The sequence below is a fragment of the Enterobacter cloacae complex sp. 385G4 genome (assembly GCF_057320665.1).
In genome coordinates this window covers 156,717-168,708 of the sequence record NZ_JBXWDD010000006.1, presented here as the reverse complement: position 1 = coordinate 168,708, position 11,992 = coordinate 156,717, and the positions used below count along the sequence as shown (strand labels likewise).

10 protein-coding genes, 1 other RNA gene and 1 pseudogene are annotated in these 11,992 nt (G+C 57.9%); 4 read left to right on the top strand and 8 right to left on the bottom strand.

The window, feature by feature from the left end; genetic code table 11:
* Window positions 1–27 precede the first annotated feature (27 nt).
* The 3 genes from AC2FAJ_RS16640 to yczE form a co-directional block, all read right to left on the bottom strand.
* Window positions 28–3,120, bottom strand: a complete 3,093-nt coding sequence (locus AC2FAJ_RS16640; protein ID WP_485454332.1) for a beta-galactosidase — start codon at window positions 3,118–3,120, stop codon at window positions 28–30.
* 102 nt (window positions 3,121–3,222) lie between these two features.
* Window positions 3,223–4,293, bottom strand: a complete 1,071-nt coding sequence (locus AC2FAJ_RS16635) for a LacI family DNA-binding transcriptional regulator (RefSeq protein ID WP_193358883.1) — start codon at window positions 4,291–4,293, stop codon at window positions 3,223–3,225.
* Window positions 4,294–4,369: 76 nt separating this feature from the next.
* On the bottom strand, window positions 4,370–4,981 hold the full coding sequence (yczE, locus tag AC2FAJ_RS16630) for a membrane protein YczE (RefSeq protein WP_193358882.1): 612 nt from the start codon (window positions 4,979–4,981) through the stop codon (window positions 4,370–4,372).
* Between the two features lie 86 nt (window positions 4,982–5,067).
* On the opposite strand from yczE, the gene yczR reads away from it, so the two are divergent.
* On the top strand, window positions 5,068–6,489 hold the full coding sequence (gene yczR, locus AC2FAJ_RS16625; protein WP_193358881.1) for a MocR-like transcription factor YczR: 1,422 nt from the start codon (window positions 5,068–5,070) through the stop codon (window positions 6,487–6,489).
* An 80-nt stretch (window positions 6,490–6,569) separates the two neighbouring features.
* Here the strand turns inward: yczR and AC2FAJ_RS16620 are convergent, their stop codons facing one another.
* From AC2FAJ_RS16620 to ffs, 3 genes are all read right to left on the bottom strand, one after another.
* A complete protein-coding gene (locus AC2FAJ_RS16620) occupies window positions 6,570–6,785 on the bottom strand; it encodes a hypothetical protein (protein ID WP_028012176.1) in 216 nt (71 codons plus the stop codon).
* On the bottom strand, window positions 6,782–7,033 hold the full coding sequence (locus AC2FAJ_RS16615; protein ID WP_006176926.1) for a hypothetical protein: 252 nt from the start codon (window positions 7,031–7,033) through the stop codon (window positions 6,782–6,784). Before AC2FAJ_RS16615 ends, AC2FAJ_RS16620 begins: the two co-directional genes overlap by 4 nt.
* A 258-nt stretch (window positions 7,034–7,291) precedes the next feature.
* Window positions 7,292–7,388: signal recognition particle sRNA small type (gene ffs, locus AC2FAJ_RS16610), an RNA gene on the bottom strand.
* A gap of 84 nt (window positions 7,389–7,472) precedes the next feature.
* On the opposite strand from ffs, the pseudogene AC2FAJ_RS16605 reads away from it, so the two are divergent.
* Window positions 7,473–7,869: pseudogene (locus AC2FAJ_RS16605) on the top strand (MGMT family protein).
* A 33-nt stretch (window positions 7,870–7,902) separates the two neighbouring features.
* Here AC2FAJ_RS16605 and AC2FAJ_RS16600 read toward each other — a convergent pair.
* The gene (locus AC2FAJ_RS16600; RefSeq protein WP_028012173.1) at window positions 7,903–8,430 is read right to left on the bottom strand and encodes a YbaY family lipoprotein; all 528 of its coding nucleotides are present in this window, start codon (window positions 8,428–8,430) and stop codon (window positions 7,903–7,905) included.
* A 203-nt stretch (window positions 8,431–8,633) separates the two neighbouring features.
* Here AC2FAJ_RS16600 and tesB point away from each other — a divergent pair, with 203 nt between their 5' ends.
* On the top strand, window positions 8,634–9,494 hold the full coding sequence (gene tesB, locus AC2FAJ_RS16595) for an acyl-CoA thioesterase II (protein WP_028012172.1): 861 nt from the start codon (window positions 8,634–8,636) through the stop codon (window positions 9,492–9,494).
* Between the two features lie 152 nt (window positions 9,495–9,646).
* On the top strand, window positions 9,647–10,639 hold the full coding sequence (locus AC2FAJ_RS16590; protein WP_370529581.1) for an IS4 family transposase: 993 nt from the start codon (window positions 9,647–9,649) through the stop codon (window positions 10,637–10,639).
* 39 nt (window positions 10,640–10,678) lie between these two features.
* Here the strand turns inward: AC2FAJ_RS16590 and amtB are convergent, their stop codons facing one another.
* Window positions 10,679–11,965 carry an ammonium transporter AmtB gene (amtB, locus tag AC2FAJ_RS16585; RefSeq protein WP_014882787.1) on the bottom strand — a complete coding sequence of 429 codons (1,287 nt, stop codon included), beginning with the start codon at window positions 11,963–11,965 and terminating at the stop codon, window positions 10,679–10,681.
* Window positions 11,966–11,992: the final 27 nt, after the last annotated feature.

Below are 11,992 nucleotides of genomic sequence, written 5' to 3'. Positions count from 1 at the left end.
GGCCACGCCCAGTGGCCGCCTCTCTGGTCAGGTAAGAGTCTGCTGCCAGCTAAAGGTATAACGAAGCTGGCGTGTCTGCAGGATAAATTCCGGCGAAACGCTGGGGCTCCAGGAGTCATCGCCGCCCACCCCCATATGAAACGCATCGAGGTTGAGCCAGCACCCCGGCTCTTCCCGCAGCAGATGATGATGGGTTGTCTCACGCAGTTGCTGCTGGCTATAGCGGCCCACTGAGAAATGGAACGCGCCATTCAGCTGATGCGCCCCCAGCACAAGTTTGCGGGTATCGCAGCGCAAACCATTTTCCGTCGGGAAGATATACGGCGTGTGCATGTCTGCCAGGGGCAGTGTCCAGCGCCCCTGCTGCGCCGCCAGCTTTCTGTCCGGGTAGTTTTCATGCGGCCCCAGCCCCAGCCAGTCAACCTTTTCTGGCGTTTCAGCGAGATGAACGCTCAGGCCAATGCGCGCGGGCTCCGGGATATCAGATGCAATATCGACCTGAATGTCGCCATGCAGAACCCCCTGCTCGTCCAGCCGCCAGATTTTACGGCTCAGGAACAGCGCCCTGCCGCGATGCTCCAGGACATTAAGCGTGGTAACCACCACCTCACGCGCATGCTGCTCTGCCTCACAGTGCAGCATGCGCGAGGTGAGATCGTACATGCCCGCCGCTTTCCAGCGTTCAACCCACGCGTTTGGATCGATGCGCGTCGCTTCGCTCACCCCAATGTCGTTGTCCAGCGGCGCGCGGCTGACGTTATCCGTCACGGGTGAGAACAGCGTTTCAACGCCATTTCGCCACCATTGAGTTAGGTTTCCGGATGCGCGATCGAACTGCCATCGCTGTTGACGATGCGTAACCTCCAGGATGCGATCGTTTTGTGTTAAAACCGGCGGCTCGCCCGTAGAGGCTGGTGGTGCAATAAAGAGTGGGGCCGGAAGCGGCCACTGCTCCCACGCGCAGCGATGGCCTGCCGGTGACCACGGCGTTGCCCGCGGCTGGCGAACCTCAACGTTCAGCCAGACTTCCCCCGGCTCGGCTTTCAATTCCGGCAGAGCGATCTCCAGACGCTGAACGCCTTCAGGGGCTATCGCCAGCGTGACCTCGCCCGAAGCCAGTACCTTCCCATCCCGGACAACCGTCCAGCTCAGCACCTCGTTATCGGTAGGGCGGAACAGGTAGCCGCTTTGCACCTCAATCACCAGCGGAGAGGTGCTGACCAGCGTAAAGGTAAAGAACTGCTGGGCGCGCTGCGCCTCGTACAGCGCCGGGTGCGGCGTGCGATCGGGGAAGACCAGGCCATTGAGGCAGAACTGCCGATCGTTCGGCGTATCGCCAAAGTCCCCGCCGTAGGCCCAGAACGCGTTGCCCTTTTCGTCTTTCTTCGTCAACGCCTGATCGACCCAGTCCCAGACAAACCCACCCTGCAGGCGAGGATGGCTGCGAAACGCCTGCCAGTATTTCGCAAACCCGCCGAAGCTGTTTCCCATCGCGTGGGCGTATTCACAGAGGATCAGCGGACGCGTTTCGTCGGGCATGCCGATCCATTTCTTGATTGACCATTTAGGCACCGCCGGGAAAGGCTGATCCCAATCGACCCGGGCGTACATCGGGCAAACAATATCGGTCGCCGCCGTATTCGCCCCGCCGCCTTCGTACTGTACCGGGCGCGTGGGATCGGTGGTTATCAGCCAGCGGTACAGCGCATCATGATTCGCGCCGTGGCCGGACTCGTTACCCAGCGACCAGATGATAATTGAGGGATGATTGCGATCGCGCTGCACCATGCGGGTTACGCGCTCGCTCATGGCGGGCAGCCAGCGCGGATCGTCAGCGAGGCGGCTCATCGGCACCATGCCGTGGGTTTCAATATTGGCTTCGTCAACGACGTACAGCCCGTAGCGATCGCAAAGGCTGTACCACAGCGGATGGTTCGGGTAGTGCGAGCAACGAACGGCGTTGAAGTTATGCTGCTTCATGATTTCGATGTCGCGACGCATGGTCGCCTCGTCCATCACCTGACCGTTTTCCGGGTGATGCTCGTGTCGGTTAACCCCGCGGATCAGCAGCGGCTTACCGTTGAGCTTCAGCAGGCCGTTGCTGATGTCAACGCGGCGGAAGCCCACATCGCACGCCTCAACCTCCAGCACCTCACCCTGCGGGCCGAGAAGCGCCATCGTCAGGCGATACAGTTCCGGCGTTTCAGCACTCCAGAGCGCGGGGCGGTCAATGGGGATCGCCACCGTTAAGCGTTCGTCCCAGCTGCCACGCTCGTCCACAACGGCAGACCCCGGACGCCGGGAAACGCTGGCGCATTTTTCACCCTTGCGCCACAGGGTAAAGACCACCTCGCAGTCTGCAAAGCCCGCCCCTGCCAGCGCGACATCTGCCTTAAGCACCGCGCGGTCCAGCTCCGCATTCAGGTCCGTCACCACGCGATAATCGGCAATCTGCGTTTCGGGTTTATGCAGTAGCGTCACATCGCGGAAAATACCGCTCATGCGCCACATGTCCTGATCTTCCAGATAGCTACCGTCGCACCAGCGCAACACCATGACCGCCAGGCGGTTCTCACCGGGCCGCAGGACCGTCGAGAGATCGAATTCGGCAGGCAGCCTGCTGTCCTGGGAATAGCCCATCCAGCGCCCGTTGCACCACAGATGAAACGCAGAGTTCACGCCGTCAAAGATGATGCGGGTCTGCCCGCTCTGAAGCCACGCGTCATCCACATCAAATGTGAGCGAGTAACAGCCGGTTGGGTTTTCCTGCGGCACAAAAGGCGGATTAACGGGGATAGGATAGGTGACGTTGGTGTAGATGGGCGTGTCAAACCCCTGCATCTGCCAGTTCGACGGCACGGGCATCGCAACGGCATCCGCACAGTCTTCGGTTACCCACGCCTCCGGGATTTGCTCGGGTGCAGGAAAGTAGTTAAATCGCCACACCCCATTGAGGGAGCGTCTGCTGGCGGATGCAGCATCATCCAGGGAAGGCTGTTCAAGACGCCAGCTGTGTAACGGCGCATGTGCCTCCAGACTGTTCCACTGGGTGACACCCGGGTTTTCCCAGTCCCGTCGGGCCAGAATGGCGCTGAGAGTCAGCGATAAAGTGTTGGGCATATTAACCTCTTTGCGAAGCGCTCACAATTTTGGTTAACATGCCCTGGCACCCGGCGACGGTAAAGCACGCAATCGCGGGGTAGCGAGTCCGATCACAAAGTTTTATTTGCGGGCAAGCTGCCCGGCAAGGAGGGCCAGGCTTCTGAGCTGCTGCGCCAGATCCTCGCGTTCGGCCTGCTGCGGGGTACGGCGCGCGCTGGAATGGCGGGTCACCAGCGTTACCGGCAGCTGAACCTGCCAGCATTCCTCCCCCCCGCTGGGGGACAGAAGCCACTCCACGCTGCGCTCGCCAGCCTCGCGAAACGCCTGACGAATGGTCGTCAGCGGCGGAGAAAACCAGGCGCTGTCGGCCGTATCGTCAAACCCGACCACCGATATCTGGCCAGGAACAGCTATCCCTTTTTCCGCACAGGCGCGCATTACCCCAAGCGCCATCTGATCGTTCGCCACCAGAATGGCATCCGGCAGTACCGCCCCCGAGAGCAGCACATGTCCCTTCTCATAGCCGCTGGCCGCGCTCCAGTCGCCGTAGGCCACCGCAGCCGCGTCAAGACCCGCCTGCGCCAGCGTCGATTTCCATCCCGCCAGACGCGCGCGCGCAGAGACAGAGCTTTCCGGCCCGCTCAGCAGGGCAATATGCTGATGCCCCAGCGAAAGCAGATGCTCAACGCCCAGGCGTGCCCCCTCTTCGGCGTTAAACACGAGGCTATTTACCTGCGCTGACGGTGACACGTCGAGGAACAGCACCGGGACGGGCGTCGCCAGCGACCTGAGCGCTTCGGCGTGCGGATCGTCAAGCGGCACATTGACCAGCAGCGCGTCTACCCGCTGCGCCAGCAGCGCCTGAAGCGCCGCCTGACACTGCTGCGGCTGCTCCACCATGGAAATCAGGACGCTCGCCCCCTGCCCTGCAGCCCGGGATTTTACCGCCGAGACAATTTGCGAAGGCGCGTGCAGCGCCAGATCGGTAGTGATGAGCCCCAGCGTACGGGTGCGTTTCCCCGCCAGCTGCTGCGCCCGCAGGTTGGGAACGTAATGCAGCTCCGCCATTGCCTGCTGCACCTTTTCCCGCGTGCGGGCAGAGACGTGCTCCGCGTCGTTAATCACGCGGGAAACGGTCTGATAAGAAACCCCCGCAAGGAGGGCGACATCATAAAGAGTGATTGCTTTCATGCGTTCTGGCATCGCGATTTTCGAAGCGTCTATTCTGGCACAGCGACGCCGTTAAAACATGTGAGCGCTTCGCAAATTAAACAACGCGCTCCGGCTGCGTCATTTTCTCACCGCGCGGCTTCTGGCGGAACCAGGGCAAACAGAGCTGAATAAGCGGGCCAATGGTCAGAGCATACGCCACGGTTCCCACCCCAAACGAGCCACCCAGCACGCACCCAATCAGCAGGACGGACACTTCGATGGAGGTACGCACGCTGCGAATGGACCACCCCAGCCGGGCGTGCATGCCGGTCATCAGGCCGTCGCGCGGACCAGGCCCGAAACCGGCCCCGATGTACATGCTGGTGGCGATCGCGTTCATCACGATGCCCGACACCAGGAAAGCGATGCGCACGGATAACGAACTCAGTTCGGGGATAAGCGCCATGCTGGCGTCCGCCGCCAGACCGATACAAATCACGTTGCTGATCGTGCCAAGACCGGGCATCTGACGCAGTGGGATCCACAGTAAGAGCACCGCAGCACCGGTCAAAATGATCACCGTCCCGATGCTCATCCCCAGCTGTATTCCTACGCCAAGGTGAAACACATCCCACGGATCGACCCCCAGATCCGCACGAATAAACATCGCGGTGGAAAGCCCATACAGCCCTAAACCGACATAAAGTTGTAGCAGACGACGTACCATTTTTATCTTCTCCAGTGAACCCGACTTTCATCCTGACCTAAAATGGCACTAAGATTAATGTCCAGTTTTTAAATAGTGGACTGCTTATGTCATCACGTCGCTTCGGAAGCCAGTCTTTGGTACGCCTTTTAGGGCACTGGCAGCCAACTTCATCCCGCACTCCGCTCTGGCGCCAGCTGGCCGACGCGCTGCGCTTATTAATCCTTGATGGTCGGCTGGCACTGCATACGCGCCTGCCGGGTGAGCGTGAGCTGGCGACGGCGCTGAACGTCAGCCGAACCACCGTCAGCAGCGCCCTCGCCCACCTGCGTGAAGAGGGTTATCTTGAAAGCCGCCACGGCAGCGGGTCGCGCGTCATCCTCCCGGATGCACGCGCCGTTCCCACCCTTTCCGCAGCGAGCGTCGCCCTGGATCTTTCCACTGCCGCCCTCAGCGCCGGGCCGGAGATCCACCAGGCTTACACCCATGCACTTACGGCTATTACTCAACACCTCTCGCTGACGGGCTACGAGCAGCTTGGGCTGCCGGCGCTACGGGAGGCCATCGCTGCACGCTATACCGCGCGAGGTCTTCCAACCCGGGCAGACGAGGTGATGGTGGTCAACGGTGCCGTCAGCGGGTTCGCGCTGGTGCTGCGGATGATGGCCGGACCGGGGGATCGCGTCGTGGTCGATCACCCCACCTATCCGCTGGCGATTGCCGCTATTCAGGGAGCACAGTGTCGGCCAGTAGGAGTGTCGTTACCGGAAACGGGCTGGGATACGGATGGCTTTGCGGCTACGCTTGCCCAGACCGCGCCGCGCCTGGCCTACCTGATGCCCGATTTTCACAACCCAACCGGTCGATGCATGGATATCGCCACCCGTCAGGCAATCGCTGATATAGCAGCCCAGACCCGCACGGCGCTGGTCGTGGATGAAACGATGGTCGATCTCTGGTTTGATTCGCCACCGCCGCCACCGCTGGCATCGTTTAACCCGCAGGCCAGCGTGATTACGCTAGGCTCTGCCGGAAAAAGCTTCTGGGGCGGGCTGCGTCTCGGCTGGATCCGCGCCTCCTCGCGGACTATCGCCACGCTCGCCCAGACGCGCGATACGCTGGATTTAGGCTCGCCGCTGCTAGAGCAGCTGGCAACGCTGTGGCTTATCGACAATAGCGAGCGTTTTCTGCCCGCTCGCCGCAAGATGCTGGCGGAACGGCGCGATCGATGCAGTAACCTGCTGCGAGAACATTTCCCGGAGTGGAAGTTTCATGAGGCGGAGGGCGGACTCTCTTACTGGATCGAACTTCCTGGCATGCTGGCGACACAGCTTGCCGCACGAGCAGAAATCATCGGGATTAACCTGGGAACCGGGACGCGGTTTGGCTTATCGGGGGCGTTTGACCGCTTTTTACGTATGCCCTTTTCGCTGGAGCCAGCGGAGCTGGAAGCGGCATTGCTGCGGATTAAACCGTTATGGCTCGCGCTAAATTCAAATACGCCAGTAGTCAAACGCCGCCTGGTTTAATATTAAAATTTTGAACTGGATCATAAAATAAAAACTGCTGACTGTAATATATGCAGTCAGCAGTTTTCACTGGTCAGGATTTAGTGCTGAGGAGGAATGGGGAAACCTTTCAGGGAAATAACGAAATTATCACCGTCTTTCTTTATTTTTGCACCGGTATCACACCAGTCAGACGCAATACGAAAGAACTCATCGCTTCCAACATTCCAGCCAAGACGTACATGCTTCACGTAGCCTGAACGCAACAGAGCGCAGGCCTCGTTGTAGTCACTGGCAGTTGACAGTTGTTGTTTCATTTTCTCTTCTTCAGAAGTTTACGTAGAGCCTTGATTTCTTTAGGAGTAAAAGGAGAAACACTCTCTTCTTCCGTATGCTGATTATCAATATCCTCTTCCGATACTCCCGCCTCTTCTACTGCTTCAAACGCCAGCAGCAGCAGTTTCTCTGTGGTCACGCTTAAATTTTCGTTATTTACTTCCGCATAGTGGCGGAGTCTTTCTTTTAGCGCTTCGTCAATTTTAACATTTAAAACTGCAGTAGCCATGTTTGTCACTTCCCTTCGGAATAAGTACTTTATTTAATACACGAAGTTATCACTGTTATCCAGATCTATATTTTTTTGAATTTTGACGAAAATAGACGTCCAATTATAAAATGCCAGTCTATTATTACAGGTTTATGACAGTAATATTTCAGAGCAATGAAATATATATTACACGGTATAGGCATTATATTATTGTGGAATAAAGTCTAAAAAGAGATGGGAACAGGAAAGATGGATGAGGCCACAAATGGGTGGGGGCCCTGCCAGCTACATCCCGGCACCCACGTCGTCTGCCCTGGCTGCTTCCTTCCGGACCTGACCTGATGAACAGAGTAGCGTTGCGGGAGAACCAACAGAGCCCCCATTGAGAGCGTTGATAACCAACGCGCTGGCGCATTATCCCTGTGCGAAGAGCCAATTGCAAGCGACCAGGAACCGGATGCTGGTTTCTTGCGCAAACAGGCGCAGCAATCAGGGCGATCTTCGTTTACCATGACGGTCCAAACATCCCCACAGGTGAAGGTATGGACGAAAACGACTCCTTTCCCCAGCGCGTATGGCAAATCGTGGCCTCGATTCCGGAAGGCTATGTCACCACCTACGGTGATGTGGCAAGGCTGGCAGGCTCTCCACGCGCGGCGCGACAGGTCGGTGGCGTCCTGAAGCGGCTGCCGGAAGGCAGTACGCTGCCCTGGCATCGGGTGGTAAACCGTCATGGCGCTATCTCGCTGACCGGGCCGGATCTCCAGCGTCAGCGTCAGGCATTGCTTTCAGAGGGTGTGCAGGTGTCGGGCGCAGGACAGATTGATTTGCAGAAATACCGCTGGGTGTACTAAACCCTCCCCCGAAGGAGAGGGTAAGAGCAACAGTTACATCTGGGTCGGTGGGGTTGGCAGGGACGGCTGATTGGTCTGTGGAGCAACCGGGACTTCGGTTTGCTGCACCGGCACCAGATTCAGGTCGATTTTGGTTCCACCGTGGTTAATCGCTTCCTGGACCGTATCGGTGATAAAGACCAGCTTGCCGTTAATGGTTACTGCTGCGCTCAGCAGAATACGGGCATTTGGCTGCACGTCTGATGGGTTATACGGCAACACGAAGCTAAACGGAGCCTGCTTACCTTCAGTACGGACCGCGCGCTGAGCCAGCACCTTCGACGGCGCGTCCGCCAGGGAAGCATCAGACAGCGTGACCGTTAATACCGCATCCGGCGGCAGAGCGACTCTCTGTTTAATCCAGATTGTACCGGAAACGTTAGGCTGCTGAATGGATTGCTGTGAAAGGGTATTAATCCCGTTCGGATCTGCAGCTGGTACCGGCACCTGGGCGCTCTTACCGGCACAGGCGGACAACGCCACCGCAATAGCTACACCACTTAGCATGGGCACGAGTTTCATTGAAGTCTCCTTATCATCAATGCACCAGCGGGATCGATCCCATCCGATGTCGTTTCAATCACATAACGTTTTTAAGTGTGGCACAGATCACCGATTAATGCCTAAAAACGTGCCGACATTCAGATTATTCTACCCATCGGACCACTTTCATTTCTGCGTTATACTCTGCCTATCTTTCGCTACGGCGTTTATTGAGGATAATTATGAGTCAGGCACTGAACAATCTGCTGACATTACTGAATCTGGAAAAAATTGAGGAAGGACTCTATCGCGGGCAGAGCGAAGACCTCGGCTTACGTCAGGTTTTCGGCGGCCAGGTCGTTGGACAAGCGCTGTACGCTGCAAAGGAGACCGTCCCTGCAGACCGTCTGGTACACTCATTCCACAGCTATTTCTTACGCCCTGGCGACAGCGCAAAACCGATCGTGTATGACGTTGAAGTCCTGAGAGACGGTAACAGCTTCAGCGCACGCCGCGTGGCGGCCGTTCAGAACGGTAAGCCTATCTTTTATATGACCGCCTCTTTCCAGGCACCGGAACCGGGGTATGAACATCAGAAAGTGATGCCGCCAGCACCGTCGCCGGACGAACTCAAATCAGAGACCGATATCGCCCGCGCGCTGGCGCATCTGCTTCCGCCGCAGGTCAAAGAGAAGTTTCTCTGCGATAAACCGCTGGAGATCCGCCCGGTTGAGTTCCACAACCCCATGAAAGGCCACACCGCCGAGCCGAAACGTCAGGTCTGGATCCGCGCCAATGGCACCGTGCCGGAAGATTTCCGCGTGCATCAGTATCTGCTGGGCTACGCGTCTGACTTTAACTTTCTGCCGGTTGCGCTACAGCCGCACGGCGTTGGTTTCCTTGAAAAAGGGATGCAGGTCGCAACCATCGATCACTCCATGTGGTTCCACCGTCCGTTCAATATGAATGAGTGGCTACTTTACAGCGTGGAGAGTACGTCAGCGTCGAGCGCTCGCGGTTTTGTGCGTGGAGAGTTTTACACCCAGGACGGCGTGCTGGTCGCTTCTACGGTGCAGGAAGGGGTAATGCGTAATCGCGGGTGATGGTGTGCGGCCTGATGCCCTCACCCTGACCCTCTCCCATGGGAGAGGGAATAAACATTAAAAACGGCAACCGAAGTTGTAATGCCGATCAGTTAAGGATCGGTTGACCGATCCAGTGGCTGTGTAAGAATCCGGAAATGTTTACCTTTTTTATGCACATTGGACAGGCTCTTGAGCTGGTATCACGTTACGATTCTCTGCGTAACCCTCTGACTTCTCTGGGCGACTATCTTGACCCGGAACTGATTTCCCGCTGCCTTGAAGAATCCGGCACCGTCACGTTACGCAAACGGCGCCTTCCTCTGGAAATGATGGTCTGGTGCATTATCGGTATGGCCCTTGAGCGTAAGGAGCCGCTTCATCAGATAGTTAACCGGCTGGATATCATGTTACCCGGCAACCGTGCGTTCGTTGCCCCCAGTGCCGTGATCCAGGCCCGTCAGCGGCTGGGAAGCGAAGCCGTCCGCCGCGTGTTCACGCAAACAGCGCAGCTCTGGCATAACGCCACACCGCATCCGCACTGGTGCGGCCTGACACTGCTGGCCATCGATGGCGTGTTCTGGCGCACACCGGATACGCCGGAAAACGATAGCGCCTTTCCCCGCCAGACGCATGGCGGAAACCCGGCACTCTACCCGCAGGTAAAAATGGTCTGCCAGATGGAACTGACCAGCCATCTGCTGACGTCGATGACGGACGCCATGCGCTATCCCGGAGGAGAAATGGCAGACCTGTACAGCCATCGCTGGGAAATAGAGCTGGGGTACAGGGAGATAAAACAAACGATGCAACTGAGCAGGCTGACGCTGAGGAGTAAAAAGCCGGAGCTTGTGGAGCAGGAGTTATGGGGCGTGTTACTGGCGTATAATCTGGTGCGATATCAGATGATTAAAATGGCGGGCCATCTGAAAGGATACTGGCCGAATCAGCTGAGCTTCTCAGAATCATGCGGCATGGTCATGAGAATGCTGATGACGCTGCAGGGCGCTTCACCAGGGCGTATCCCGGAGCTGATGCGTGATCTTGAAAGCATGGCGCAACGGGTAAAGTTGCCGACAAGAAGGGAAAGGGCCTTCCCGAGGGTGGTAAAGGAAAGGCCCTGGAGATACTCCACAGCCCCGAAAAAAAGCCAGTCAGTTGCTTAACTGACTGGCATTACAACCGAAGTTGCCGTTTTGCTTTTATTAGGCGTTATACGCATTCTCGCCGTGGCTGTTGACGTCCAGACCTTCGCGCTCCTGCTCTTCCGGTACGCGCAGCCCAACGGTCATATCCGCCAGCTTATAGCCAATGAAGGCGACAACAGCAGACCACACCACGGTGATAGCGATACTTTCCAGCTGCACCAGCACCTGATGAACCATGGTGACACCTTCTGCGTAGCCCACGCCACCCAGTGATTTCGCGGCGAAGATGCCGGTCATGATACAGCCGACGATGCCGCACACGCCGTGGACGCCGAACACATCGCAAGGGTCATCCACGCGCAGCACGCGTTTCAGTGCGGTGACGCCCCACAGACCTGCCAGACCCGCGACCAGTCCCACCAGCAGCGCACCACCGACACCCACATAGCCACACGCCGGGGTGATACCGACCAGACCGGCAATCGCCCCTGAACAGGCACCCAGCAGGGAAGGTTTACCGCGTACCGCCCACTCGCCGAATACCCAGGAGAGAATTGCACCCGCCGTCGCCACAACGGTGTTCACGAAGGCCAGCGCGGCGATTTCGTTTGCGGCACTTGCGGAGCCGGCGTTGAAGCCGAACCAGCCAAAGTAGAGGATAGCCGTACCGGTAAACACCATCGGCAGGTTATGCGGTTTGAACGCCTCTTTACCGAAGCCCACGCGTTTGCCAATCAGGTATGCGCCCACCAGACCCGCTACCGCGGCGTTGATATGTACAACGGTACCGCCCGCAAAGTCTAGCGCGCCGTGCGTTGCCAGCAGACCACCGCCCCAGACCATGTGCGCAATCGGCACATAGGAGAGGGTCAGCCAGACCACCACGAAGATCAGAACGGCAGAGAAACGGATGCGCTCCGCCAGCGCGCCCACAATCAGCCCGACGGTAATGCAGGCGAACGAGCCCTGGAACGCGACGTGGATGTACTGGTAGAAGCTGCCCATCAGCGCGGTCAGTTCAATATTTTTCAGCATTACCCAGTCGAAGTTACCAAAGAAGGCGTTGCCGGTACCGAAGGCCAGCGAGTAACCGTAAACCACCCACAGCACGCAGACCAGCGCGAACGTCACGGCAACCTGCGTCAGCATGGAGAGAACGTTTTTGCCGCGGATCAGGCCGCCGTAGAACAGCGCAATGCCCGGGATAGACATGAACAGCACCAGCGCGGTGCTGATCATCATAAAGGCGTTATCGGCTTTGTCTGCCACGGCAGGAGCAGCCAGCGCCAGGCCCGGCAGCAGTGCCAGCGAACCCAGACCCGTTTTAAGTGTTGCTATCTTCATTTTCTCGATCCCTATCACTGTGTGCCA